General features: G+C 71.3%; 29 protein-coding genes and 1 tRNA gene. 13 read left to right on the top strand and 17 right to left on the bottom strand.

What is annotated here, in order from left to right; all coding sequences use genetic code 11:
* The first annotated feature begins 139 nt into the window (after positions 1-139).
* Together ACGFIS_RS21005 and ACGFIS_RS21000 are read left to right on the top strand one after the other, a co-directional pair.
* Positions 140-1,810 carry an NAD(P)/FAD-dependent oxidoreductase gene (locus ACGFIS_RS21005; protein WP_392972203.1) on the top strand — a complete coding sequence of 557 codons (1,671 nt, stop codon included), beginning with the start codon at positions 140-142 and terminating at the stop codon, positions 1,808-1,810.
* Positions 1,807-3,243 carry a hypothetical protein gene (locus tag ACGFIS_RS21000; protein WP_392972201.1) on the top strand — a complete coding sequence of 479 codons (1,437 nt, stop codon included), beginning with the start codon at positions 1,807-1,809 and terminating at the stop codon, positions 3,241-3,243. Before ACGFIS_RS21005 ends, ACGFIS_RS21000 begins: the two co-directional genes overlap by 4 nt.
* On the opposite strand, the gene ACGFIS_RS20995 is transcribed toward ACGFIS_RS21000, so the two are convergent.
* On the bottom strand, positions 3,244-3,606 hold the full coding sequence (locus tag ACGFIS_RS20995; RefSeq protein WP_392903841.1) for a hypothetical protein: 363 nt from the start codon (positions 3,604-3,606) through the stop codon (positions 3,244-3,246).
* 472 nt (positions 3,607-4,078) lie between these two features.
* On the opposite strand from ACGFIS_RS20995, the gene ACGFIS_RS20990 reads away from it, so the two are divergent.
* Entirely contained in the window at positions 4,079-4,660 is a 582-nt protein-coding gene (locus tag ACGFIS_RS20990) for a hypothetical protein (RefSeq protein ID WP_392903844.1), read from the top strand.
* A 73-nt stretch (positions 4,661-4,733) separates the two neighbouring features.
* On the opposite strand, the gene ACGFIS_RS20985 is transcribed toward ACGFIS_RS20990, so the two are convergent.
* Together ACGFIS_RS20985 and ACGFIS_RS20980 are read right to left on the bottom strand one after the other, a co-directional pair.
* Positions 4,734-4,913, bottom strand: coding sequence for a DUF397 domain-containing protein (locus ACGFIS_RS20985; protein ID WP_392972199.1), 180 nt, complete (start codon positions 4,911-4,913; stop codon positions 4,734-4,736).
* Positions 4,910-5,800, bottom strand: coding sequence for a Scr1 family TA system antitoxin-like transcriptional regulator (locus tag ACGFIS_RS20980; RefSeq protein WP_392903849.1), 891 nt, complete (start codon positions 5,798-5,800; stop codon positions 4,910-4,912). Before ACGFIS_RS20980 ends, ACGFIS_RS20985 begins: the two co-directional genes overlap by 4 nt.
* A gap of 82 nt (positions 5,801-5,882) precedes the next feature.
* Between ACGFIS_RS20980 and ACGFIS_RS20975 the strand changes: the two genes are divergently transcribed.
* Complete coding sequence (locus ACGFIS_RS20975; RefSeq protein ID WP_392903852.1) at positions 5,883-6,275, top strand: ATP-binding protein; 393 nt, start codon at positions 5,883-5,885, stop codon at positions 6,273-6,275.
* Positions 6,276-6,425: 150 nt separating this feature from the next.
* Here ACGFIS_RS20975 and ACGFIS_RS20970 read toward each other — a convergent pair whose 3' ends face one another.
* The 3 genes from ACGFIS_RS20970 to ACGFIS_RS20960 all read right to left on the bottom strand — a co-directional run bounded on the left by ACGFIS_RS20970 (position 6,426) and on the right by ACGFIS_RS20960 (position 8,307).
* A complete protein-coding gene (locus tag ACGFIS_RS20970; RefSeq protein ID WP_392972197.1) occupies positions 6,426-7,073 on the bottom strand; it encodes a dihydrofolate reductase family protein in 648 nt (215 codons plus the stop codon).
* A 275-nt stretch (positions 7,074-7,348) separates the two neighbouring features.
* Entirely contained in the window at positions 7,349-7,852 is a 504-nt protein-coding gene (locus ACGFIS_RS20965) for a GNAT family N-acetyltransferase (RefSeq protein WP_392903857.1), read from the bottom strand.
* Positions 7,849-8,307, bottom strand: a complete 459-nt coding sequence (locus ACGFIS_RS20960) for a MarR family winged helix-turn-helix transcriptional regulator (RefSeq protein ID WP_392903860.1) — start codon at positions 8,305-8,307, stop codon at positions 7,849-7,851. The genes ACGFIS_RS20965 and ACGFIS_RS20960 overlap by 4 nt, the downstream gene beginning before the upstream one ends.
* A gap of 89 nt (positions 8,308-8,396) precedes the next feature.
* Between ACGFIS_RS20960 and ACGFIS_RS20955 the strand changes: the two genes are divergently transcribed.
* Positions 8,397-8,780 carry a nuclear transport factor 2 family protein gene (locus ACGFIS_RS20955; RefSeq protein ID WP_392972195.1) on the top strand — a complete coding sequence of 128 codons (384 nt, stop codon included), beginning with the start codon at positions 8,397-8,399 and terminating at the stop codon, positions 8,778-8,780.
* Positions 8,773-9,900 (top strand): epoxide hydrolase family protein, encoded by a 1,128-nt coding sequence (locus ACGFIS_RS20950; protein WP_392972193.1) that lies wholly within the window; start codon positions 8,773-8,775, stop codon positions 9,898-9,900. Before ACGFIS_RS20955 ends, ACGFIS_RS20950 begins: the two co-directional genes overlap by 8 nt.
* 419 nt (positions 9,901-10,319) lie before the next feature.
* On the opposite strand, the gene ACGFIS_RS20945 is transcribed toward ACGFIS_RS20950, so the two are convergent.
* Complete coding sequence (locus tag ACGFIS_RS20945) at positions 10,320-11,471, bottom strand: methyltransferase (protein WP_392972191.1); 1,152 nt, start codon at positions 11,469-11,471, stop codon at positions 10,320-10,322.
* 218 nt (positions 11,472-11,689) lie between these two features.
* Complete coding sequence (locus tag ACGFIS_RS20940) at positions 11,690-12,547, bottom strand: helix-turn-helix domain-containing protein (RefSeq protein ID WP_392972189.1); 858 nt, start codon at positions 12,545-12,547, stop codon at positions 11,690-11,692.
* Positions 12,548-12,648: 101 nt separating this feature from the next.
* Here ACGFIS_RS20940 and ACGFIS_RS20935 point away from each other — a divergent pair, with 101 nt between their 5' ends.
* Both ACGFIS_RS20935 and ACGFIS_RS20930 read left to right on the top strand, forming a co-directional pair.
* Complete coding sequence (locus ACGFIS_RS20935) at positions 12,649-14,037, top strand: MFS transporter (RefSeq protein ID WP_392903872.1); 1,389 nt, start codon at positions 12,649-12,651, stop codon at positions 14,035-14,037.
* Between the two features lie 11 nt (positions 14,038-14,048).
* Positions 14,049-14,801: an SDR family NAD(P)-dependent oxidoreductase gene (locus ACGFIS_RS20930; RefSeq protein WP_392972187.1), complete on the top strand. Its 753-nt coding sequence runs from the start codon at positions 14,049-14,051 to the stop codon at positions 14,799-14,801.
* Positions 14,802-14,857: 56 nt separating this feature from the next.
* Here the strand turns inward: ACGFIS_RS20930 and ACGFIS_RS20925 are convergent, their stop codons facing one another.
* The 3 genes from ACGFIS_RS20925 to ACGFIS_RS20915 all read right to left on the bottom strand — a co-directional run bounded on the left by ACGFIS_RS20925 (position 14,858) and on the right by ACGFIS_RS20915 (position 16,535).
* On the bottom strand, positions 14,858-15,220 hold the full coding sequence (locus ACGFIS_RS20925; protein ID WP_392972185.1) for a nuclear transport factor 2 family protein: 363 nt from the start codon (positions 15,218-15,220) through the stop codon (positions 14,858-14,860).
* Positions 15,221-15,306: 86 nt separating this feature from the next.
* Positions 15,307-15,906 (bottom strand): hypothetical protein, encoded by a 600-nt coding sequence (locus tag ACGFIS_RS20920; protein WP_392903879.1) that lies wholly within the window; start codon positions 15,904-15,906, stop codon positions 15,307-15,309.
* A complete protein-coding gene (locus tag ACGFIS_RS20915) occupies positions 15,903-16,535 on the bottom strand; it encodes a TetR/AcrR family transcriptional regulator (RefSeq protein WP_392903881.1) in 633 nt (210 codons plus the stop codon). Before ACGFIS_RS20915 ends, ACGFIS_RS20920 begins: the two co-directional genes overlap by 4 nt.
* Before the next feature lie 104 nt (positions 16,536-16,639).
* Between ACGFIS_RS20915 and ACGFIS_RS20910 the strand changes: the two genes are divergently transcribed.
* From ACGFIS_RS20910 to dnaN, 3 genes are read left to right on the top strand one after another with little or no spacing between them, the layout of a single operon-like run.
* The gene (locus ACGFIS_RS20910) at positions 16,640-18,112 is read left to right on the top strand and encodes an AlkA N-terminal domain-containing protein (protein ID WP_392903883.1); all 1,473 of its coding nucleotides are present in this window, start codon (positions 16,640-16,642) and stop codon (positions 18,110-18,112) included.
* An 18-nt stretch (positions 18,113-18,130) separates the two neighbouring features.
* Entirely contained in the window at positions 18,131-18,640 is a 510-nt protein-coding gene (locus tag ACGFIS_RS20905) for a methylated-DNA--[protein]-cysteine S-methyltransferase (RefSeq protein WP_392903886.1), read from the top strand.
* Positions 18,641-18,673: 33 nt separating this feature from the next.
* Positions 18,674-19,870, top strand: coding sequence for a DNA polymerase III subunit beta (dnaN, locus tag ACGFIS_RS20900; RefSeq protein WP_392972183.1), 1,197 nt, complete (start codon positions 18,674-18,676; stop codon positions 19,868-19,870).
* Positions 19,871-19,885: 15 nt separating this feature from the next.
* On the opposite strand, the gene ACGFIS_RS20895 is transcribed toward dnaN, so the two are convergent.
* Positions 19,886-20,449, bottom strand: a complete 564-nt coding sequence (locus ACGFIS_RS20895) for a helix-turn-helix domain-containing protein (RefSeq protein WP_392903888.1) — start codon at positions 20,447-20,449, stop codon at positions 19,886-19,888.
* Positions 20,450-20,586: 137 nt separating this feature from the next.
* On the opposite strand from ACGFIS_RS20895, the gene ACGFIS_RS20890 reads away from it, so the two are divergent.
* Together ACGFIS_RS20890 and ACGFIS_RS20885 are read left to right on the top strand one after the other, a co-directional pair.
* A complete protein-coding gene (locus ACGFIS_RS20890) occupies positions 20,587-21,252 on the top strand; it encodes a B3/4 domain-containing protein (RefSeq protein ID WP_392903891.1) in 666 nt (221 codons plus the stop codon).
* Positions 21,252-22,133, top strand: a complete 882-nt coding sequence (locus ACGFIS_RS20885) for an EamA family transporter (protein WP_392972181.1) — start codon at positions 21,252-21,254, stop codon at positions 22,131-22,133. The genes ACGFIS_RS20890 and ACGFIS_RS20885 overlap by 1 nt, the downstream gene beginning before the upstream one ends.
* 169 nt (positions 22,134-22,302) lie before the next feature.
* Here the strand turns inward: ACGFIS_RS20885 and ACGFIS_RS20880 are convergent.
* The 5 genes from ACGFIS_RS20880 to ACGFIS_RS20860 all read right to left on the bottom strand — a co-directional run bounded on the left by ACGFIS_RS20880 (position 22,303) and on the right by ACGFIS_RS20860 (position 24,405).
* Positions 22,303-22,387: transfer RNA gene (locus tag ACGFIS_RS20880), tRNA-Ser, on the bottom strand.
* Positions 22,388-22,397: 10 nt separating this feature from the next.
* Entirely contained in the window at positions 22,398-22,835 is a 438-nt protein-coding gene (gene tadA, locus ACGFIS_RS20875) for a tRNA adenosine(34) deaminase TadA (protein ID WP_392904066.1), read from the bottom strand.
* 163 nt (positions 22,836-22,998) lie between these two features.
* Complete coding sequence (locus ACGFIS_RS20870) at positions 22,999-23,436, bottom strand: tRNA adenosine deaminase-associated protein (RefSeq protein WP_392972179.1); 438 nt, start codon at positions 23,434-23,436, stop codon at positions 22,999-23,001.
* 113 nt (positions 23,437-23,549) lie between these two features.
* Positions 23,550-24,035 carry a tRNA adenosine deaminase-associated protein gene (locus ACGFIS_RS20865; RefSeq protein ID WP_392903898.1) on the bottom strand — a complete coding sequence of 162 codons (486 nt, stop codon included), beginning with the start codon at positions 24,033-24,035 and terminating at the stop codon, positions 23,550-23,552.
* A gap of 154 nt (positions 24,036-24,189) precedes the next feature.
* A complete protein-coding gene (locus ACGFIS_RS20860) occupies positions 24,190-24,405 on the bottom strand; it encodes a hypothetical protein (protein WP_392903900.1) in 216 nt (71 codons plus the stop codon).
* Positions 24,406-24,509 lie beyond the last annotated feature (104 nt).

Here is a 24,509-nt window from a genome sequence, read left to right as displayed (position 1 = left end):
GGCGGTTCGCGCGGTCCCGGGGTGCGCTGGGACGGGGACGAGCGGGCGGCCCCGCCCACGGCGGGGACGGTGATTCGACGTGCGGCTTCGGGAGCAGGGACCTACGGCGCTCAGGGGTGGCGTCAGGGTGCTCATCGGGATGGGCAGCGGGCTGGTGTCGGGGCTGGCGGTCGGCGCGCTGATGGCCTCGCAGAACCTGCTCGCGTCCCACGGGACGTTCGGCTGGGCGGTTTTCGCCGTGTACGCGGCCGTCGTCGGTGAACTGCTGGGCGTGTTCGTCGGCCGGCGGCCGTCCGGCCCGGCGGTGTCGGCGGCGGGCGGGCTGCTGCTCGGCCTCCTCGGCTGGACGGTGTGGTGGCTGACGCTGGATCCGTGGCTGCGGGGCAGCAGCCCGACCTGGTCGGTCGGGGCCGCCACGGCCGTGTATCCGGAACTGGTCGGCTCACTGCTCCAGGGGACGCTCGCCGGGATGCTGTTCCACGTCTCCGTGCGGCGGCTGCCCGCACGCCCGGAAACTTCGGAAAAGCCCGCACCGCGCGTCGTCATCGTCGGGGGAGGTTTCGGCGGCGTCAGCGCCGCGCGCCGGTTCGAACGGCTGAACCTGCGCGGTCACCGCATCGACGTGACGCTGATCAGCGACTCCAACTATCTGCTGTTCACGCCGATGCTGGCCGAGGTCGCGTCCGGCGGGCTGGAGGAGCGGCACATCAGCTCACCGGTCCGGGCCGCCGCGTCCCACACGCGGTTCCGGCACGGGCGGGTCGCCGGCGTCGACGTCGCACGGCGGCGCGTCGTCCTTGAGTCGGGGGGCGAGCCCGTCGGGTACGAGCATCTGGTGCTGGCGGCCGGGTCCGTCCCGCATTTCCCCGACCTGCCGGGCGTGGCGGAGCACGCGCTGACGCTGAAGTCGCTCGCGGACGCGGTGCGGCTGCGCGACCGGGTGCTGGCGCTGCTGGAGCGCGCCGACCAGGAAGCCGATCCGGCGGAGCGGAGGCGGCTGCTGACCTTCGTCGTGGCGGGCGGCGGGTTCGCGGGGACGGAGTCGGTCGCCGAACTGTACGACCTCACCCACGACGTGCTCCACTTCTACCCCGCCATCGACCCGGACGAGCCGCGTTTCATCCTCGTCCACTCTGACGAGCGCATCCTCCCCGAACTGTCGGACCGGCTGGGCGACTACGCGCTGAAGAAGCTGCGGGCCCGCGGCATCGAGTTCCGGCTCGGTGCCCGCGCGGCCGGCGCGACCGGCCGCAGTGTGCGGCTCGACGACGGCGAGGTGATCGAGACGGCGACCTTCGTGTGGACGGCGGGCAACCGGTCGAACCCGCTGCTGCGGATCCTTCCCGGTGAGAGCGGCCGCCGCGGCCAGGTCGTCGTCGACCGGACCATGCGCGCGTTCGAACTGGACCGCGTCTGGGCGATCGGTGACTGCGCCCAGATCCCCACCGAGGACGGCACCCTCTACCCGCCGACCGCCCAGCACGCGATGCGCGAGGGCAAGGCGGTCGCCGACAACATCGCCGCCGTCCTGAGGGGCCAGCGCCCCCACCCGTTCCGCTTCCGGACCATCGGGACCTTCGTCGCGCTCGGCCATCGCACCGCCGCGGGGGAGATCCGCGGACGTCCCTTCTCCGGCCTGGTCGCCTGGCTGCTGTGGCGCGGCATCTACCTCGCCAAGCTGCCCGGCGTCGAGCGCCGTGTCCGCGTCCTCCTCGACTGGGTCCTGGACACGGCGTTCCCACGCGACATCGTCGTCACCGGCCCACCCGCCGACGCTCCGGCGCCGCTGCCCGGGCAAGGTGCGCGATGACGGCGGAGGCGGTCCGCGAGCCGGCGTTCCCCGGACGCGGCGCACCCGCCGGCGCCTTCGCCGGCGCGGCCGGGGGCCTGGTCTGGGGCACGGCGATGCTGTCGCTCGGCACACTCCCGGACGTCGCGGTGCTCGCCGGGTCCAGCGCGCCGTGGCTCGGCTTCGTCCTGCACATGATGATCGCGGTCACGGTGGGCGCCGGATTCGGGCTGCTCGCGGTGCACCAGCGGATCCGGTCGAGCGAGCTGCTGTTCTGGGGCTTGGCCTACGGCGTGTTCTGGTGGTTCCTGGGGACGTTGACGCTGCTGCCGCTGCTGTCGGGAACGCCGATGACCTGGAGCCTGGACGCCGCGCAGGCGGCGCTGCCGAGCCTGCTGGGCCAGCTCTACTACGGCGCGGTCACCGCGGTCGGCTTCGCGCTCCTCCAGCGGGACGGCCGGTCCGCCGCACGGGACCATCTCCGTCCGAGAACCCTCCTGCGAGGGCTGCTCGCCGCCGTGATCGTCGGCGGCCTCCTCGTCCTCGCCTTCGGAGTCGGCGCCGGGGCGCGGCTCGGATGGCTGCCGGCCGTCGCGGTCGGCATGGGCATCGCCTACCCGCTGCTGTTCACCGGGCGCGCGGAGGGGACCGGCCCGGCGATCGTCCGCGGCACCGCCTACGGCTTCCTGTGGTGGGTCGTCGCCGGCCTCACCGTCGCGCCGCTGCTGGACGAGGGCACCCTCGACTGGTCGCGGCCCGCCGTGGCGGACGCCGCGACCAGGCTGCCGCCGTACCTGCTGGCGGGCGCCGGGATCGCGGCCGTCTTCGGCTGGCTCGGCGCACTCGCCCGCGCCCTGTTCGTCGACGACGTGCGGCTCCGCAACCGTCCGATCGGGACACGCGGCCTGCGGGTCGTCGGCTACGGCGCGCTGTCCGGACTCGTCGGCGGCGTCCTCTTCGGTCTCGTGTGGGGCGCCGTGGACGTGCTGACCACGGTGGCGAAACTCGTCGGCGCGGGCGGCGATGTCGCCGGGTGGGCCGTCCACCTCCTCATCGCCCAGGGCATCGGCGTGTCCTACGCGCTGCTGTTCCGCGGACGCGGTTACGACCTGGTGTCCGGCGTCGGCTGGGGGCTCTCCTACGGGTTCTTCTGGTGGGTCTTCGGCGGCCTGACCCTGATGCCCGCGGTGCTGGACGTCCCCCTGTGGTGGACGGCCCCGACCATCGCCGCGGACTTCGCGAGCCTCATCGGCCATCTCGCCTACGGGGGCGCGCTGGGCGCCGTCCACGCCTGGCTGGAACACCGGGAGAATCCGTGGTGGCTGACCCGCAACGACCTGGAAGCGGCCCGCGCCACCGCCCGCCGCGAACAGGTCCTCGGCTCGGCCCCCGCCCTGTGGACCCTGACGGCCCTGATCGCGCTGACGATCCCGGTCATGGTGGCCGGCGCCTGATCAGCCGACCTTGGTGTAGATCAGGTCGAAGTCGTGCTCCCAGGTGGCGTTGTCCAGGGACTTCTCCCACGTCGCCCGGATGGTGCGCCCGTCGTCGCTGAGCGTCCCGGTGAAGCGCTGGTCGAAGCCCGGCGCGTCCCGCCACATCTTCCAGACGCCGCCCTCAAAGGTCATTCGGTAGACGCGGGACACGCCACGCGAGTCGTAGTAGAGGACGGTGTAGACGTTGGACGAGTCGTCCCCGCTGACGAGCTGCGTGGAGTTCGGCGCCGGATCCGGCGGCTCGGCCTGGATGCGCACGAAGGCCCGCCCCTCAAGCCACTCGATGCTCACCGGTGCGGACCCGTCCCCGAACTGGGGCACCTCGACTCTCCACTCACCTATCAGCGGCTCAAGCGACTCCAACACCGGATTTGGCGGCAGCGACGCCATAACTGTCCTCCCCGCTCGTCATTTCCCGCGTCAGCCCGGCCTGTGGGCCGCACCCCGATCGCCGCCTCCCAAACGACACACGCGGAACCTGATGCCATCAGAACACGAAGCGAGGCACGAAACCCAGACGCGCTGCACTGGAAGCTGACCCTGCTCAAGATGCTCGCTTGGCTGGACGCCGTCACCGCCGGAAACAGGTTCGCTGATCGCCAGTTGCCCTGAGTTGTTCGCGGGATGCCCCCGTCAGATGCAGGACCCAGCCTTCAAACGGTTACGACGGTGGGCGGCTGGAGCGTGCGGGGCGAAACGATTCGCCAGGCTTGTCGTGGCTGCCGGCGTGGCGGCCTGCATTAGAGGGCTCGTATTCTGCGCGGGCGCATGGTTCGAGAACGGGGTGACGAGCATGAACGATCTCGAAGCGCTGTCGGCTCTGTGGGAGCGGCAGTGGCCGGCCCGAGCAGGTGATGTTCAGATGCGCTCTGTGTGTCAAGACCGATGGGTTCGCTTTCACAGCCTCCCGGAGTCCAAGAGATACCCCGATGACGAGGCCGAGTACGCAATCGTGCTCGAACGGCATCACACCCTGTTGAACGAGCTGGGGCCGAATGAAGATGAGCTGTATGTGGTCACTCACGAGTGGAACGGGGACTCTCAACCGGCCGTTCGCATGAGCCGGCTCCAAGAAGTCGATCCGGATGCCCGGCACTGGGGTAGTCGCGTCCACGACGATGAGTTCCCCGATGACGTTCTTTATGAGCATCTATACATCAGTCGCCGTCCGCGCAGCAGAGAGGCCCTGGATCCCCTGTTCCGGCTGGTGACCGATGACGTTATCGCGGGAGTCGGCCTGGCCCCACTCGACCTCCGCTGGCTCTACCATCCCTACGACGGTGGTGGAGATGTGTTCGCGCCCAACAGCGCTATCAGAGACGCCCTCAAGGCCGCGCATCCCGACTGGCTCTCCACCCATCGTTCCGGCCTATAGGAGCTTCTCCTGCGCCCCGATCCAGGTGAGGCGAGGGGTCACGTTTCTCATCGCTCCTCCGTTCTCCGGAAGGTCAGCGCTTGAGCGCCGCCACAAGGGCCGTGAATTCGTCGGCGTCCATGAGCAGCTTGGGGCCGTCCGGGTCCTTGCTGTCACGGAGACCGATGACTCCGTTGAGGCCGGCCAGTTCAACGCAGTCGTCCCCCTGTGAACTGCTGTGGCTGCTCTTTCGCCACGCGGGGTGGGGGGTCATGGCTTCCATACTTCCTCCGCGATCTCCCTGATCAGCACTGCCGACAGTTCGGCCGGAAGTGCGTAAGTGGAAATGTCCGCGAACCGCTCGTCCAGTCGTTCGATGTCGGACAGCCCATCCAAAATCCTGCCGTGCGGCTCGGAGACAGTGTAAGCGGCCCGCAGGCTGCCGGGCAGGGTCGCGATGATGAAGGCTCCCGAGTTGCCCGGATGTGGGGCACCGTCCGGAATCACTTGAACGGACAGGCGTGGGGATACGGCATCGGCGAGTCGGTGAAGTTGTTCGTACATCACCTCGGCGGTGCCGACCCGTGAGCGCAGGACCCGTTCCGGCAGGATGTAGATCAGCCTCGGCGGGGGCGGTTCGTCCCTGACGAGGATGGCCTGCCGGTCGATCCGGCCTTGCACCGCTTGCTGGTCGCCGTACAGGAGCACCTCGGCATAACTCGGCGTCTGCAACAGGCCGTGGATCACGAGCGGCTGGTAGGAACGCAAGGTCTCGGCCTTGGCCTCGTACTCGGGCCATCGGGCGAAGTGTTCGGGGAAGACGGCCGTGCGGCCGTCGAAGAGGCCGTCGTGGAGGTGGGCGAGGGCTTCTCGGGTGTCGAGTACCTGGTCGCACTGCTCGGCGAACACTCGGTCGCAGCTTGACTCGCCTCGCTCGATCTCACCGATGGTGGACGCGGCGTACGGGATCTGGTCCGCGACTTGGGCGAGGGAGAACCCCGCCAGTTGCCGGTATCGGCGCACCTCGGATCCGAACAGGTCCAGGGGGCCGCGCGAGGGGGTCAGGCGCTTCGGACGTTGTGGCATGTCGTCTCCTCCGACCGGTGATGACCGAACGATGAACGGTGGCGAACGCAGAGTCGCCGTGATGCCCGCGACCACGTGTTCTGTGCCTCGTTGGCATTCTTTCGCGCGGGACGCTCCGTTACAGCCCAATCACGGAATGTTCCGGAGGTGATCTGAAGTGGCCGCTCCGACATGTGCGCCCGAGACCCCGACGCTCGTACTCGATCCCACAGACGAGGCTCCGCGGCTGGCGCGGCGGTTCCTCGCCGAGCGGTTCGCGGAGTGGGGAATCGCCGACGACTACGTGGGACGGCTCGTCGTCTGCGAGCTGGTCACCAACGCATGGCAGCACGGGAAAGGGCCGATCGTCGTGCGAGTGTTCCAGGACGAGCGCGACGGCCTCGTGGTCGTGGAGGTGTGGGACGGCGGGGAGGGCCGGCCGGTGATCAAGCCGGACGACTACGCCGCGACGTCCGGCCGTGGGCTGGCCCTGATGGCGGAGCTGGTACAGAGGTGGGGCGTCCGCCCCCTCAACGAGGAAGGGAAGGTCGTGTGGGCCGAGCTTCGCTGACCCACCGGCGGCCCGAGGCGAACGAGCCCGTCACGTTGCTGCTGCTCCAGCACCTCTTCCCCGGCTGGACGATCGCGCGGGACGAGCGCGGGATCTGGCGGGCAATCGGTCGGGTCCGTCCCGGTTACCGGAGACCTCGCGGCTTCCTGGTCACAGACGCTTGTTGGTGAACGTCAGGTGCGTGACGCCGCTGGGCGTGGAGACCGCCTCGATGTCGTACGTGTCCTCCAGCGACTCCAGGCCGTCCCAGAGCCGGACGCCGCGGCCGAGCAGGATCGGCACCTGAACCACGTGCATGTGGTCGACCAGACCCTCGGCGAGGAAGTCGCGTATCACCGAAGGCCCGCCGCCCAGGCGGACGTCCTGGCCACCGGCCGCTTCGCGGGCCGTGGCGAGCGCCTCCGCGGGTGAGGCGTCCAGGAAGTGGAACGTGGTGCCGCCCTCCATCTCGATCGCCGGCCGGGGCCGGTGGGTGAGCACGAAGGTCGGCGTGTGGAACGGCGGGTTGGGGCCCCACCAGCCCCTGTAGCCGGGGTCGTCCTGCCAGCCGGGCGGGCCGAACTTTCCGGCGCCCATGATCTCGGCGCCGATGCCGGGGCCGTGCATCGCGGCGAACGCGTGGTCGGCGCCGGAGCCGCCGCCTTGGGCGCCGGTCATCTCGCCCCAGAACCGGGTGGCGAACATCCACTCGTGCAGGCGCTCGCCGGCGTGGCCGAACGGGGCGTCCGGGGCCTGCCCGGCACCGGTGCCGAAGCCGTCCAGCGAGATGGCGAAGTTGTGAACGCGAACCTTGGACATCGGGTGCTCCTTCTCTCCATCGGCACCATCGTCCGGTGCCGTCACGAGAAGGTCGGAGCCGACCCGACCGTCTCGACATCACCTCGTCGTGGTTTTGGTCATCTCGCTCACCACGTCAGCGTCCAGGTGGCACCTATTCCCGGCACACCAGGACCAACTGCCCTGCACAGGGAGATGAGCCACGGGGAGCAACTGACAGTTCGGAGATGGTGTCGACGACCATGTGGTCGAGTGATCGAGCACCGGCGGCGTCCGGGGCGGCGGGCCCCCTGCCTTCAGCGGGCGGGGCGGTCGAACAGCAGCTCTCGGCCGTCTTCTTCGTCCCACTGTTCGCCGACGTGGGTGAAGCCGTGGCCTGCGATTGTCGCCAGCGATGCGGCGTTGTCGGGGCTGATCGACGCGCGGACGGTCTTGACGGACGGTTCGGACGCGGCGCGGTCGAGCAGGGCGGTGAGCATCGCGCGGGCGTAACCCCGGCGGCGGTGAGCGGGGTCCACGGCGTAGGCGACCTCGACCCTTCCCTCGGGGGTCGGTGCGCTCTGGAAGCCGGCGTGTCCGATGACGACACCCTGGGGCTCCGCTAGGACGGCGCGCACGATCCAGGGCGTGTCCCCCGGTTCGCGGGCCAGTTGGGCGAGCCGGAACTTCCAGAGGGATTTCGCGTCGTCGGTGACGAAGTAGTCGGTGAGGGCGACTCCGGCGATGGCGCTCGCGGCGGCCAGGTCGCCGTCCAGCAGGGCGGTCATCGCGGTGGTGGGGAGTTCAACGAATCGGATCATGGGCGGCTCCGGGTGTGGTGGTCGATGACCCGGGTCAGCAGGTCGGTGAGTTGGTCGCGTTCGGACGGGGTGAGGGCGGCGAGAAGGTCGTCCTGGACCTGGTCCACCACCTCCTGCAGTTCGTTCAGGTGGCGTGAGCCGTCCGGGGTGAGGGTGATGACGTTGCGGCGGCGGTCGGACGGGTCGGGGGAGCGTTCGACCAGGTTCTTCCCGGCGAGTTCGTTCAGGGCGGCGACGACGTCGCTGCGGTCGATGCCGGTGCGGCGGCCGAGGGCGGCCTGGCTGGACGGGCCGTTCTCATCGAGGGCGGCGAGCAGCCGGTAGTGGTAGCCGCGGGCGCCCGCGGCGGCGAAACCGTCGCTGACCAGGCGGTGGCTGTGCGCGGAGGCCAGGTTGATCAGCCAGCTCGGGGCGTGCCGGAGGCGTGCGGGCGTCCGGGTGTCGGCCGTCATCATGCGGATCAGTTTACCGGGTTGTTGGTTCTGCCAACGATTGATAACGTTGGTCTCACCAACGTTGGCACTACCAATGAAATGAGGGGATCATGGACGATCGTCGTGAACTGACCGAGCTGGTCAGCCGGCTGGGGCTGTGGCTGGACGACAAGAGCTTCGATGAGGGACGCGCCCTCTTCACCGAAGACGCGGAGGCCCACACGCTCGGCGGGGTCGCGAAGGGCGTCGACGCGCTGGTCGCGCAGGCGCGGCGCAACCACACGGTGCCGACCCAGCACTTCATCACCGACCGGCTGATCGATGTGGACGCAGACCAGGCCACGATCAGGGCGAACCTGCTCGTCGTCTTCGCGCATGAAGGCGGGCCTCGGCTGCTGGGTGAGCGTTATGAGCTGGTCGCCGCCCGCACTGAGGGCGGCTGGCGGATCTCGCGGGTGCAGGCGCGTCCGATCTGGGAGGTCGCGAATGTCTGAGATCACGCCGTTCCGGCTGGACGTCCCGCAGGCCGACCTCGACGACCTCGCCGAGCGGCTCGACCGCACGCGGTGGCCGGACGAGCTTCCCGGCATCGGATGGGATCACGGCATCCCGCTCGGCCGGGTGAAGGACCTGGCCGAGCGCTGGCGGACGACGTACGACTGGCGGGCACAGGAGGCGAAACTCAACGCGTTGCCGCAGTTCACGACGGAGATCGACGGGGCGAACATCCATGTCGTCCACGTGCGGTCGCCGGAGCCGGACGCGCTGCCGCTGATCATCACGCACGGGTGGCCGAGCACGGTCGCCGACTTCCTGGACGTGATCGGGCCCCTCACCGACCCGCGTGCGCACGGTGGCGACCCGGCGGACGCGTTCCACGTCGTGATCCCGTCGCTGCCGGGATTCACGCTGTCCGGGGCGACACGCGAGGCCGGGTGGAACGTGAACCGCATCGCGCGTGCGTGGGCCGAGTTGATGGACCGCCTGGGCTACGCGCGGTACGGCGCGCAGGGTGGCGACTGGGGGTGGCCGATCTCGAACGCGCTCGGTTCCGTGGCCGAGGAGCGGGTCGTCGGCGTCCACCTCAACTACCTGGGCTCGCCGCCCCCGGGCGACGTCTCCGAGCTGTCCGGGGAGGAGAAGAACAGGCTGGAACGGCAGAAGGCGTATCTGGCCAGTCCCGCCGGGTACTGGCAGATGCAGTCGACGCGTCCGCAGACCGTCGCGTACGGGCTGACGGACTCGCCCGTGGGGCAGCTCGCCTGGATCACTGACAAGGTCACAGAGTGGACCGACCCGGCGAGCGGAATCGACGACGACCGGTTGCTCACGACGGTGATGCTCTACTGGCTCACCGGTACGGCTGGGTCTTCGTCACGGCTGCATAGGGAGAACGCCGCGCGGGGCGGTCCGCCTGCTCCGTGTCCGGTTCCCCTGGGCGTGGCGGTGTTCGCGCGCGACCTCGTCCGGCCGGTGAGGCGTCTCGTAGAGCGCGTCTACGACGTCGTCCACTGGACGGAGTTCGACCGTGGCGGGCACTTCCCGGCCGTTGAGGCACCTGATCTGCTCACCGGCGACATCCGGGCGTTCTTCCGCCTTGTCCGGGGGCGGTGAGCCCGGACAGGTAGTTCACCTGGGAGGTCGCCCCGTGCCCGTCCGCGCTCCCCCGCGCGGACGGCCTCGGCGGGCGCAGGGTCGCTATGGCCGGTCGAGGAAGTCGCGCACGAGCTTTTCGAACTCGTCCGGCCGCTCCACCATCGCCACGTGGCCGGTGTCGAGTTCGGCGCCGAGGCCTGCTGACCCCCGCCGAGGACCAGCGGCTGATCGTCTTCACCCCGCCGCCGGGGGACCGCCACCATCGAGGCCCTTGAGCTCCTCCGCGTCGTCGGCACCGGAGACCGCGCACCGCAGCCACATCTGATCCATGGCCGGGGCCGGCTTCCCCGAAGGCGTCACCAGCCGGTCGGGGCGGCCTGCTCGTACTTGGTCGGGGCGACCTGCTCGTACTTGACGGCGTAGTGGCCGGACACGCGTCACAGGCCGGGGGGCCGCCCGTCCGGCCCGCGCCTGAGCCGCCAGAGGGTCGTCGTCTCGGCGGCGCGGGCCGCGTGGAGGGGGTCGTCGGGGTCTGCGGCGCGGGGGTGGGTCGGCTTGGTGTCGTGCCTGCCCGCGACCTCCAGGCGGGACGAGGAGAACATTGCGAGGAGGTCGTCGCGGGTGCGCAGGCCCAGGTGCTCGGCCAGATCCGACATGATCAGCCAGCCTTCGCCGTCCGGCTCCAGGTGGCCGGTGAGGCCGTCGAGGAAGCCGCGGAGCATCCGGCTTCCCGGGTCGTAGACGGCGTGTTCGAGGGGCGAGCTGGGTTTGGCCGGTACCCAGGGCGGGTTGCAGATGACCAGGCCGGCCCGTCCTTCTGGGAAGAGGTCGGCTTGGACGACGTCGACCTGCTTCGCAACGTCCAGCCGGTTGAGGTTCTCCTGGGCGCATGCAAGCGCGCGCGGGGCATGGTCTGTGGCGACTATGCGCTCGATGCCGCGACGGGCCAGGACGGCCGCCAGGACACCCGTCCCCGTTCCGATGTCGAAGGCCGATGTCGTTGACGGCAGCGGCGCTGCGCCGACCAGGTCTACGTACTCGCCTCTGACCGGCGAGAAGACGCCGTAGTGCGGGTGAACACGGTCGCCGCCGAGCGCGGGGATCGGTACGCCCTTCACACGCCACTCATGGGCGCCGATCAGCCCGAGAAGTTCGCGCAGGGACGTCACGTATGGCTGGTCGTCCGGTCCGTGGACCTCGGTGCAGGCGGCCTGCACGTCCGGTGCCCGTCGGAGCGGGATCACGTGTCCGGGGTCGAACGGTATGAGCAGCATGCCCAGCGTCCGCGCGCGCTGGGCACGTGCTTGGCGGTGAAGGTGGAACGCCTGTACCTGCGACGGTTCGGCCTTGTGCCTACGTCGCCGTGGAGGACGGTCGATCCGGCGTGCCATCGCCTGGAGGAGCTGCCGCGCGTTCTGGAAGTCGCCGCGCCACAGCAGCGCCGTGCCCTCGCAGGCCAGCCGGTAGGCGTCGTCCGCCCGCGTCTCGTCGTCGGCGGTCACGACACGGCGGGGTGGCGGGGCCCCGCTCTCCGAACGCCAGCGGACGCGCTGCGCCCGGCCGTCCTCATGCCAGGCGATCTCGTCCACAGGGGGTACGTTAGCGCCGCCGGCGGGACGGGTGGGAAGATCAGCCCGTGCGACTACCAGGAGCTTTGCGTGTATTGAACGAGGGGCTCGCCTTCCTGCTGGAGATGGCCGCCTTCGCCGCCACCGAATGAGCCGATACGCAAGAAAAAGGGGCAGTGGCCACAGTGTGGCGAGTGCCCCTTCAAGTCGGGATCGAACGTACCACCGCGCGACTTTGTTCAGGCCAGGTCGGCGCTGGAGAGGTGGGTGGACGTCTCGGCCAGCCTGCGGAGTGCCTTCTCCGAGGCGGAACCCGGTTCGGCGGCGTAGAGCATGAGGCGGCTGAGGTCGGGGTCGCCGGGCAGGTGCAGGGTCTCGAACGGCAGGACGAGCCGTCCGGCGTCCGGGTGGTCGATGCGGGCCTCGCCGTGCGTCAGGTCCGTCACGTGGTGCGCCGACCACATCCGCCGGAATTCGGGGCTGCGTTCCCGCAGGCAGTCGATCAGCGTGCGCAGCCGCGGGTCGTCCGGGTCCTGCCCGGAGCGGAACCGCAGGTAGGCCGCGTTGCGGCGGGCGACCGCGGGCCAGTTGTCCCCGAGCCGCGCCTTGTAGTCGTCGTTCAGATGGATCTGGTGCGACCAGGTCCGCTCGTCCGCCGGGACGTTCGCGAGGTCGACGAACACGGCGGCGGTGAGCCGGTTCCAGGCGACCACGTTCGTGTGGTGCCCGACCACGTACGCGGGCGCGTGGGTGATCGAGTCGAGCAGATGCCGGAGCGGAGCGCGCAGGCGGGGCGGGTCCGTGGCGGGCTCGCGGCGCGGCGGGTGCGCGAGGCGGTGCAGGTGGGCGTGTTCGTCGCCGTCCAGCCGCAGGGCCCGGGAGATCGCGCCGAGCACCTCGGCGGACACGCCCTCGGCCGTCCCCTGTTCGAGCCGGATGTAGTAGGCGACGCTGACGCCGGCGAGCTGCGCCAGTTCCTCCCGCCGCAACCCCGGCACACGGCGCCGGCTCCCGAACGACGGGATGCCCACGTCCTCGGGCCGCAGCCGTGCCCGCCGCGACTTGAGGAACTCGCCGAGTTCGACGTTGCGCGCCATGCGCAGAGGCTATCCGGCGGGCATCACGGAGCCTGCTACTGCGGGTGGTACGAACGGGCGGGGGCTGGGTAGCCGCTTCCTGCGGCGCGAGGGTCTCTGCCATGACCGCACTCACCACCGCCGTCTCCGCTCCTCCTGGGCGGATGTCGTCACGGCACAAGCTCGTACTGACCCTTCTGCTGGGCGCGCAGTTCATGCTCGCCATCGACTTCTCCATCCTGAACGTGGCGCTGCCCGTCGTCGGCAGGGGACTGGGCTTCGACCTGGACGACCTGCAATGGATCGCGACCGCGTTCGCGCTTCCCGCCGCCGGATTCACGTTGCTGTTCGGCCGCGTCGCCGATCTGTTCGGACGGCGCCGGATGCTGCTGGCGGGCATGGCGCTTCTGGCGGGAGGTTCCCTCATCGGCGGGCTGGCCGCGTCGCCGGCGATGCTGCTGACCGGGCGGGTCCTGCAGGGCCTGGCCACGGCGATCGCCACACCGGCAGCCCTGTCGCTGATCACGACGTCCTTCCCGGAAGGGCCGATGCGGACGCGGGCGCTCGGCCTCAGCGGCGCGCTCATGTCCGCCGGGTTCACCGTCGGCGCGATCCTCGGCGGTGTGCTCACGGACCTGCTGAGCTGGCGGTGGGCCTTCCTGATCAACGTGCCGGTCGCGGTGCTGATCCTCGCCGTCACACCCGCGGTCGTTTCGGAGAGCCGGTCGCGGAACGGGGCGAAACTGGACGTCCCCGGCGCGGTGACCGTGACCGGCGGTCTCCTCGCGCTCGTGTACGGGATCACGTCCGGCGGCTCGCGGGGCTGGGGCGACCCGGTGGCACTGGGGGCGCTCGTGGCCGCGGCCGTCCTGCTGAGCGTGTTCGTCCTGGTGGAACGGCGGTCGCCGGCCCCGCTCGCGCCGCTGAACGTCCTGACGCGGCGGACCGTCACCTGGGGCAACGTCGGCGGGTTCGTGGCGTTCGCCACCGAAACGTCGCTGGTGTTCCTGATGACGCTCTACCTGCAGAAGGTCCTGGACTTCTCGCCGCTGACCACCGGGCTCGCGCTCGGCGTCCTCGGCGCCGGGACGTTCGCCGGCGGTGTCGCCGCACCCCGGATCATGGGACGGTTCGGCGGCCGCGCGACCCTCGTCGCCGGGCTCGTCCTGCAGGCCGCGGCGACGGCGGCGCTGCTGGGGATCGGCGAGTCGCGCGACGGGCTCGGCCTGATGCTCGCCGCCACCGCGATCGGCGGATTCGGGAACCTCGTCGCGATCGTGGCGTTCATGGGGACCGTCACGTCCGGGCTGCCGGACGGCGAGCAGGGCCTCGCGACCGGCGTCGCCACCATGACCCAGCAGGTCGCCATCACGCTCGGGATCCCCGTGATGAGCGCCGTGGCCACCGCGAACACGTCCGTCCTCGGCGGCGTCCACACCGCGATCGCGGTGAACGTCGCCGTCGTCCTCGCCGGCGCGGCCCTCGTCGGGTCGTTCCTGCGCCGTTCCTGAAGGGGCCCGCCATGGATCTCGAACTCGACGGCAAGGTCTTCATCGTCACCGGGGCGTCCGCCGGGATCGGTGCGGCGGCGGCCGCGCTGCTCACCGACGAGGGCGCGCAGGTCGTCGGTGTCTCCCGCAGCGGCGACGTCGCCGCCGACCTGACCGACCCCGCCACCGCGCAACGCGCCGTGGACGTCGCGCTGGAGCGGCACGGGCGGCTGGACGGACTGGTCAACAACGCGGGTGCGCTCGACTCCCGGATCGGCTTCCTCGACGTGACCGACGACCAGTGGCATGCGACCTTCGAGCTGAACTTCCACGCGGCCGTCCGGATGGCCCGCGCGGCGCTGCCGGCCCTGATCGACCAGGGCGCGGGGAGCATGGTGCACGTGTCCAGCGAAGCCGGACGGTTCCCCGATACGCCACTGGTCGACTATGCGGCGTCCAAGACGGCGCTGTTGTCGGTGTCCAAGACGCTGGCTGGGGAGTTCGGCCGGTGTGGAATCCGCTCCAACGTCGTCACGCCCGGCCCTACACGAACCAGGTTGTGGGACCAGCCGGGTGGGTTCGCCGACCAGCTCGCCGCCCAGTTCGGGCTTCCAGTGGAGGAGGCCATAGAGCGGTTCGTCCGCGAAGAGCGCCGACTCCCCGTCGGACGCCTGGGCACACCCCAGGACGTTGCGCAGGTCATCGCTTACCTGCTGTCCCCGCCGGCCTCCCAGGTCACCGGGGCGGAGTGGACGGTCGACGGCGGCGCGCTCCGGCAGATCTGACCGCGACCAGGGCGGCGTGCCGGGCGCGGGACGTCCGGCACGCCGCCCGCCCGTCGTCAGGCGGGCACCTTGTCGAGGAAGCCGTGGACGCGGTCGAAGCGGCCGTCGTCGGCGAAGACCGCCACGTCGAAACCGACGACGATCGCCTCGCCGCCCTCGGGGCCGAGTTCCCAGGTGAAGCGGGCCACGTTGTGGTGGGCGTCCAGGGTGCCCGCGGGGCGGAAGACCAAGCCGGGGAACTGCTGCTGCGCCGCGCCGACGAAGGAGTCGATGGCGTCTCGTCCTTCGGCTACGCCCAGCGGGTCGACGTACAGCGGCTGTTCCGTCCACAGGGCGTCGATCGCGGCGCGGCGCACGGCCGGGTCGGTCTCGTTCCAGATGGCCAGGTACCGCTCGACCCGCTGCTGAACGTCGCTCATCTCATGACTCCCGTCTGATCCGCCGGGTCCGTCCCGGTGCCCCCTACGCTGCCAACGCCGCGGCAGAAGATCGATTACCTGGGAGGTCATGCCCGGCGCGCGGACCGGCCGTATGGCTCCTCGGGGACGGCGTGCGCGACGGCGAGCTTGATCAGCAGCGCGACGGGCAGCCAGCCGAAGCCCTCGGGATGGGAGACCGACGGCGCGACCATCACCCCGCCGAGGACGGCGAAAAGCCCGGCCGGGCGGGCCAGGTAGAGCGGCGCGCGGGCGACGAGGACGACGCCGGTCAAGGCCCACGCGTACCACAGCGGCCCCCACCACCAGGGCCCGCCGAACACCAGGCCGACCACGATCGGCTGGACGTGGCACGCCGCGAACCCGATCTCGTTGTGCATGAGCCGGTTCAGGCGCGTCGGCGGCAGCGGCAGCGGCCCGTGGTAGAAGCGCTTGACGGCGTTCAGCCCGTTGGCGACGACGCCGCCGGCGATGTCGTACGCCACGACCGCGCCGATCAGGCACTTCCACCAGGGCCACGGCAGGTCCCGGGCGATCCACAGCAGAACGGCCACGCCGAACGCCCCCGCCAGATAGGCGAGGGCCCGTTCGTGCGCCGTCGCGCCACTGCCGAGGAACCAGCTCGGCTTCGCGGACGTGGTTTCCCAGTCGATTCGGCCGCCGGTCATGGTGTCGGCCTCGTTCTGCCCAGCCCACTGCCGTAGATGGTCACCGCCTCGTCCGCCCATCTGGTCATGCCTTCGGCCGACAAGGGGTCGGACCCCAGTACGTCGGCAAGCCGGTCCCGCAACAGGAACACGGCCAGATCGTTGACCAACAGGAACGCCGCGCGGACGGCCGGATCGTCGCCCGGAGCCGCCTCGCCTGCGGCGACCATGGCGTCCAGCTGGGCCCGGCTCACCTCGAACAGGCGCCGGAACAGGCGCCGTCCGGGTTCGCCATCGTCGAGAAGGAGCCGCCGCAGGTACGCGGGTACAGGTGAGCCGGATGGCAGGTGCCGAAGCACGGCCTTGGCCAGGGACCCGGCGTCGGCGTCCGCGGCGGTCTCCCCGGTCGCGCCGGTCTCGCCGGTCAGTTCGCCGATCATCCCGTCGAACATCTGCAGGACGTGCTGGTCGACGCTTTCGCGCAGCACGTCCTTCGAGCCGAAATGGTGCATGACCAGCGCCGCCGAGACGCCCGCGGCCTCGGCGACCTGCCGCACCGTGACCGCGTCCGGGCCGCGCAGGGCGAACAGCCGCAGCGCCTCGTCGCGGATGACGGCCCGGGCCGTCCGGTCATCGATCATTGAACACATGTTCAGCATGCTAAACGCTTGTTCAGTCGCTCGGCAAATGCACCTGAGCGTTGATGTCGGAAATCCGCTAGTGGGCGCATGTGACCATCGGTGATGCTGGGGGCATGCATGAGGACGCGGAAAGGTGCGTGCGGGCCGTCCAGGCGAAGGACGCCCGGTTCGACGGATGGTTCTTCACCGGGGTCGTCACCACGGGCATCTACTGCCGCCCGAGCTGCCCGGTCGTCCCGCCCAAGCCCGGCAACATGCGCTTCTACCCCAGCGCCGCCGCCGCACAGCAGGCCGGTTTCCGCGCCTGCAAGCGCTGCCGACCCGACACCAGCCCCGGGTCACCGGAATGGAACCACCGCGCGGACGTCGTCGCCCGTGCGATGCGGCTCATCGCCGACGGCGTCGTCGACCGTGAGGGCGTTCCCGGGCTCGCAGGACGTCTCGGCTACAGCACGCGTCAGATCGAGCGTCAGCTCAACGCCGAACTGGGCGCCGGCCCACTCGCCCTGGCGCGAGCTCAGCGTGCGCAGACGGCGCGGCTCCTCATCGAAACGACAGCCCTCCCCATGGGTGATGTCGCGTTCGCGGCGGGCTTCGCCAGCATCCGCGCCTTCAACGACACCGTCCGAGAAGTGTTCGCGCTGACGCCGAGTGGACTGCGCGACCGTGTCGCCAAGGGCCACCCGCCCGCCGGCTCAGGGGCGCTGTCGCTGCGGCTGCCGTTCCGGGCGCCGCTCTGCCCCGACAACCTGTTCGGCCATCTCACCGCCACCGCCGTCCCCGGCGTGGAGGAGTGGCGGGACGGCGCGTTCCGCCGCGCGATGCGCCTGCCGCACGGGCACGGCATCGCCGCGCTGCGGCCCCGGCCCGACCATGTCGCCTGCACGCTCATCCTCAGCGACCTGCGCGACCTCGCCATCGCGATCAGCCGCTGCCGCTGGATGCTCGACCTCGACGCGGACCCGGTCGCCGTGGACGACCTGCTCCGCACCGACCCCGTCCTCGCACCGCTGGTCGACAAGGCGCCCGGACGGCGCGTCCCCCGCACCGTGGACGGCCCCGAGTTCGCCGTCCGCGCCGTCCTGGGGCAGCAGGTGTCGACGGCCGCGGCCCGAACCCATGCGGGACGGCTCGTCACCGCCTACGGCGACGCCATCGACGACCCAGGCGGGGGACTGACCCACCTCTTCCCGACCCCGTCCGCCCTGGCGGAACTCGACCCGGAAGCCCTCGCGTTCCCGAAGACCCGGCGCACCACCCTCCTGACCCTTGCCGACGCGCTCGCGAGCGGCGAGATCGACCTCGGCGTGGGAAGCGACTGGGAGGAGGCCCGCGCGCGCTTGTCCGCCCTCCCGGGCTTCGGTCCCTGGACCACGGAGACGATCGCGATGCGCGCTCTCGGAGACCCCGACGCGTTCATCCCCGGCGACCTGGGAATCCGCGCCGCCGCCAAGTCGCTCGACCTCCCCTCGACGCCGGCGGCCCTCACCCGCCGCGCCGCGCAATGGCGTCCATGGCGCGCCTACGCCGTTCAGTACCTGTGGGCCACGGGCGACCACGCCATCAACCTGCTTCCCGCATCCTGACCAGGAGAGGATCGCCCCATGAACCCGACGCACGTCGTCGTGGACAGTCCCGTAGGCCCGCTCACGCTGGTGGCCATGGACGGCGCCCTGTCCGGCCTCTTCATGGACGTGCAGCGGCACCGTCCGTCCGAGGAGACCTTCGGCGCGCCCGGCGACCCTCACACCGGCCCCTTCGCGACCGTCGCGGAACAACTCTCCGCGTACTTCGCCGGTGAACTGACCGAGTTCGACCTCCCGCTCACCCTCCGCGGCACGCCCTTCCAGCAACGCGTCTGGGGGCTGCTCCGGGAGATCCCCTACGGCGAGACCGCCACCTACGGCCAGCTCGCCACCGAGATGGGCAAGCCGTCCGCGTCCCGTGCCGTCGGTCTCGCCAACGGACGCAACCCGATCAGCGTCATCGTCCCCTGCCACCGGGTCATCGGCTCCACCGGCGGCCTCACCGGCTACGGCGGCGGCCTCGACCGCAAGCGCTACCTCCTCGACTTCGAACGCAAGACCCACGGCACCGCCGACGCACTTTTCTAAGTCTTGTCAGAGGCTGGGGATAACGTGCGTGTCATGGCCGGTCCCCGGCCCGTCAAGCAGTCGCCGGAAAGGCTGATCAAGGTGGAGTTCCGAGTCGACCGCCAGACCCTCGCCGACGCCGTGGCGTGGGCCGCGCGGACACTGCCGGCACGCCCCGCGCTCCCCGTCCTCGCGGGCATGCTCATCGAGGTCACCGACCAGGGCGAGCTCACCCTGGCCGGGTTCGACTACGAGGTCTCGGCCCGCGCCACGGACGAGGCCGCCGTCACCGAGCCGGGCCGTGTCCTCGTCCCCGGACGGCTCCTGTCCGACATCGTCCGGAACCTTCCTCCACAGCCTGTGGATATCTTCACGAAGGGCTCGGAGGTGGTGGTCCGCTGCGGCCCCGCCGAGTTCGGCCTCCTGACGCTGCCCGTCGAGGACTACCCCACCCTTCCCGAGCCGCCGGCCCGCGCCGGAACCATCCCGGGCGACCTGTTCGCGACCGCCGTCGCCCAGGTCACCCCGGCCGCCGGACGCGACGACACCCTCCCGATGCTCACCGGCGTCCGCATCGACATCGAGGGCGACACGATGTGGCTCGCCTGCACCGACCGCTACCGCATCGCCGCCCGCGAGCTGACCTGGTCCCCCGCCGATCCCGGCTTCACCGCCGGCGTCGTCGTCCCCGCCCGCACCCTCGCCGACACCGCCAAGGCGATCAAGCGCGGCGCGGACGTCGCCATCGACCTCGGCGGCACCGCCGACACCCTCATCGGCGTATCCGGCGGCGGCCGCAGCATGACCAGCCGCCTCCTGGACGACCAGTACATCAACTACCGGTCCCGGCTCACCGGCACCTGGACGTCGGTCGCCGAGATTCCCGTCGCCCCGTTCGTCGAGGCGATCAAACGCGCCGCCCTGGTCACCGAGCGCGGCACCCCGATCCGGCTGGCCTTCACCGCCGACGAGGTCCGCATCCGCGCCGCCACCGGCGACTCCGCCCGCGCCAACGAGAGCCTCGCCGCCCGGCTCACCGGCGACGACATCGACATCGCGTTCGCCCCCCAGTACCTCCTGGACGGCCTCGCCGGCATCGACACCGAGTACGCCCGCCTCGAATGCACCGATGCCACCAAGGCCGCCCTCCTCACCGCCATCCCCGACAAGAAGGACGACGAGGACGCTGCCGACGACACCTCCGACACCGGCTACCGCTACCTCGCCATGCCCGTCCGCCTGACCTCCTGACCGGCGCTTCCCAGGTCACAGATCCAGGACGGCGAGGACGAAGCGGACCTCCAGGTCGCCCGCGTTGCCGTACGAATGCGGGCGGTCGCCGACGAACACGGCGGCCGCGCCCTCCTCGACGAGATCGGTCCGGCCGTCGACGCCGAGCGTCAGGGTGCCCTGCTGCACGTAGACGATCTCCTTGGTGCCGGGGACGTGCGCGTCGCTCTCCCGCGTCTCCCCCGGCCGCAACTCCCAGCTCCACAGCTCCAGCGACGGCCTCGGGTCGCTCCCGGCCAGCAGCGTGCCCGTCCCGCCCTTCTCGCCCTCCCAGAGCACGACGTGCCGGTCCGGGCGGAACATCCGTACCGGCGGCTCCTCCTCCACCTGCACCAGCCGCGTCAACGGCACACCGAGCGCGTCGGAGATCCGGATGAGCGTCCCCAGGTTCGGGTTCCCGCGGCCCTGCTCCAGCCCGACCAGGACGCCCTTGCTCACCCCGGCCCGGCCCGCCAGCTCGTCCAGGCTCCACCCGTGCCCGGCCCGCAGCGCCCGGACGGCCCGCGCCACGGCCTCCCCGGCCGCACCCTGCTCGCTCAATCGCCCTCCCGTTCCAGAACGTCCACTCAACGATCCCACCCCGCCCTCCGATCATGGGCGGATGGGCGGAGACGGCACGGTCGGTCGGTATGATGATATCTATATGTCATTAAAGTGACCGTCCCGGAGGGCTGGAGATGCTGGAGCAGGTCGTTGTGGACGAGGCCGTGCGGGAACTGCGTCCCGACTTCGCCGTGCTCGTCATGACCGCCGAGGGGCTGGTGAACGGACCCGGCGACCAGGAGTCGCAGGGCTGGCTGGCCGAGGCGGCCGGGAAGGCGGACGCCGCCGACCCCCACGTGGAGGCGTGGCGCGACGCCTACCGGGCGTTCGGGGCGAAGCCGCAGCGGACCCGTCCCTCGGTGGACGCCTTGCTCCGCCGGGCCGACGCGCTCCCGTCCATCAACAAGGTCGTGGACGCCTACAACGCGGTCAGCGTCGAGTACGCGCTGCCCATCGGCGGCGAGGACCTCGACGCGTACCAGGGCGCGGCGCGCCTGATCAGGGCCACCGGCGACGAGACGTTCGACGTGATGGCAGGCGGCGAGCCCGCCGTCGAGCACCCGAACGCCGGCGAGGTCGTCTGGCGCGACGACGCGGGCGTGACCTGCCGGCGCTGGAACTGGCGGCAGTGCGTCCGGACGCGGCTGACGGAGACCACGAAGAACGGCCTCTTCCTGCTCGAAAGCCTTGAGCCGTACCCGCTGAAGCGGCTGGCCGAGGCGGGCGGCCGGCTCGCCGGGCGGCTCCGGGCGATCACACCAGACGTCCGGATCGCGAGCCGGGTCATCGGCGGACGGTGATGGTCACGGTCCTGGCGCTGAGCGCGGCGCTGGCCTACGGCGTGGCCGACTTCCTCGGCGGCGCCGTGACGCGCAAGTCGACGGCGTTGAAGGCGCTGACCTGGTGCGTCCCGATCGGCCTCGCGGTCGTGCTGGTGTCCGCTCTGCTCGCCGGAGGCACCGCGTCCCCCGGTCCGATGGCCTGGGGCTTCGCGGCCGGGCTCAGCGGCGGCGCGGGCCTGATCACGTTCTACCGGGCGCTCGCGCGCGGGCCGATGAACGTGGTGGCGCCCGTGTCCGCGCTGGCCGCGGCCGTCCTGCCCGTCGCCGTCGGCGTCGCGATGGGCGAGCGGCTGGACGCGTCCGTCCTCGCCGGTGTCCTGCTGTGCCTCGTCGCGATCGGGCTGGTCAGCATGGAGGCCGACGGCGACGGGGAGGCCGCCGGGCCGGCCGCGGCCGGATGGCGGCGGCTCCTGGACTCGGGCCCCGCGATGGCCGGAGTGTCCGGGACCTGCTTCGGGATCTTCTTCGTCCTGCTGAAGGCCGCCGGGGACGGCACCGGCCTCTGGCCGATCGTCGGCGCCCGCGTCGGCAACCTCGTCATCGTCGCCGCGGCGCTGCTGTTCATGGTGCTCCGCGGCGGCGACCTCGGCCCCCGCATATCCGGGCGGACGCTGATCGGGCTGGCGCTGCTGTCGGGCACCCTGGACGCGGGCGCGAACGTGCTCTACTTCCTCGCCGCCCACAGCGGCCTGCTCAGCCTCGCCGCCGTCCTCACGTCCCTCTACCCGGCGATCACCGTCCTGCTGGCCCGTATCGCCTACAGCGAGCGCCTGCGGGTGATCCAGCGCGTCGGCATGGGCGTCGCCGTCGCCGGCGTCGCCCTGGTGACCGTCGGCTGACACGCTGGCCGGCGCAGAGGAGACGAGGGTACGCAGCGGAGGGTGGGCGCGACCGTCAGCGGCGAGTGTGGTGTGTGTCGGCCGTGCGACGGGGTGGACCCGCACCGTTCGCGGGGGCCGGATGAGCAAGGGCCGCGACCCGGTTTCGGGTTGCGGCCCTCGGCGTAGGCGGTGGTGGTGGGATTCGAACCCACGGAAGCTTGCACTTCACACGCTTTCGAGGCGTGCGCCCTCGTCCACTAGGCGACACCACCGCGGGAGAGCCTACCCGAATCTGCGGTGCGTGAAGAACTCGGTTAGCAGCGCGGCGCACTCGTCCGCGAGCACCTCCGCGACGATCTCCGGCCTGTGGTTGAGGCGCCGGTCCCGGACGACGTCCCACAGCGACCCGACCGCGCCCGCCTTCAGGTCGACGGCGCCGTACACGACCCGGTCCAGCCGGGCCTGGACGGACGCTCCGGCGCACATCGTGCACGGCTCCAGGGTCACGACCAGCGTGCAGCCCGAGAGCCGCCACTCCCCGAGGGCGGCGGCCGCCTCCCGCATCGCGACGATCTCCGCATGCCCGGTCGGGTCGGCGGACCGCTCACGATCGTTGTGCCCCGCCCCGATGACCTCGCCCGACGCGTCCAGCACGACGGCCCCGACCGGGATCTCCCCGGCCTCGAACGCCTTGCGCGCCTCCTCCAGCGCCCGCCGCATCGCCGCCTCGAACCCCGCGACCACGGCATCGCCCGGCACACCGACCTCCGCGACCGGCCCCGGCCCCGGTCCGGGTTCGGCCGGCCGTGCGGTTTCGGCCGCCGGCGGCTCGGACGCGGGGTGGGGCATGCCGGTTCCGGGGTCCCGGCCGGCGGGGCGCGGGTCAGTCACGGAGGCGGTCGAACTCTTCACCGAAGCCGGCGTGTTCGGCGACGGTGAGCAGCGCGTCACCGGGCAGGGCGCGCTCGCCGAGGTCGCCGAGCCGCTTGGCGTCGAGGCCGAGGTCTTCGAGCAGGGCCGGGTCGCCGCCGGGATCGCCGTCCGGGACCTCGCCGACGAGCCGCTGGAACAGTGCGCCCAGCCCGTTCTCGCGGACGGCGGACACGTAGGCGCGCGGCTCGTCCTGCCCGTCCAGCCGGACGACCGCGAACCAGTCGTCGTCCTGCTCGATCAGGAGCACCACCGGGTCGCCGTAGGACTCGACGGCCGCCTCCCGCATCAGGTCGGCGACGTCGTCGACGTGATCGGCCTCGGCGAGCACGGCCTCGGTCCCGACCCAGCCCTCCGGGGTCTGCGCGAACACGGCGGCGAAATAGGACACGTGTTAATTGTGACCCACGGGGTTGCCCGGGTCACAGCCCCAGCGGTCGCGGGATCGCTCCAATCCCGATGAAATGTCTGTTCTGCCAGGGATGACCGTGCCCGTGGACGCCGTCAGACGATGGCGTCCACGGCGCGTTCGAAGGCGGGGGCGAAGCCGATGCGGCCGGCGATGCTGAGCAGCATCTCGTCCGGGTAGAGCTCCAGGTCGCCGGAGATGGCGCCGAGCTCCATCTCGTCCAGGCCGAGATCGGCGAAGATCGACATGTCGCCGACGGGGAGGACCTGGTCGAGTTCCTCGTCATCGGGGATCGGTATGTCCAGGTACTCGAGGACCTGGCCGGCCAGCGGCCAGTCGACCGAGGCCGTGACGTCCGACAGGAACACCATGACGTCGTCGCCGAGCAGGCGGATCGCCACGAAGAAGTCGTCGCCGACCGAGACCAGCCCGACCGTGCCGCCGAGGCTCGGCTGCTGGCGCAGGGCATGGATCAGCCCCGCGAGGTCCTCGGTCAACGCGACCGGGAGGATCTCGGCCTCCCAGCCCTCGTCTTCCCGGTACACCACGACGGCGAAATCCGTCGCGTCCACATCCGTCATTTCCACCCCACCGGCGCGTAACTTGCCAGGGCATGGTCCCAGATGCGGCGGGCCCGCGCGCGCTCCAACGCCAAACTGGGCGCCGCACCCGCGCGTGAGACCGGGAGTCAGTGCCGCAATCCGGTGCCCAGCGGAAGAATCTGGTGGATCCGCGTCAATTTATGCGGAACGTGCGGCGGCGCAGCTGCGCATGGATCCGCGCGCGCCGCGAGCGGTGCGGCGTCACCCGGCGGCGCAGCTCACGGGCCTCCGCCAGCTCCCGCAGGAAGATCGCCCGGCGCCGCAGATGCTCGCGCACCTGCTCGGGGGAGATGTCGCCCTGGGGGCCGGGGCGCGGCCGGACGTCCTGCCCGGCTGTGACATCGGTCACCGGGGGCTCGGCGGACGCCGGCGCGTCCTCGGAGGCGGAGGCGGTGGAGGCGGGATCACCGGAGGCGGGGGGAGCGGGAGACTGCGCCGCGGTTCCGGGCGGGG

It is taken from the genome of Spirillospora sp. NPDC048824 (assembly GCF_043198455.1).
In the GTDB taxonomy this organism is placed as follows: domain Bacteria; phylum Actinomycetota; class Actinomycetes; order Streptosporangiales; family Streptosporangiaceae; genus Spirillospora.
Note: the sequence above shows the minus strand (reverse complement) of the source record. Positions and strands in the feature narration are given on the sequence as shown.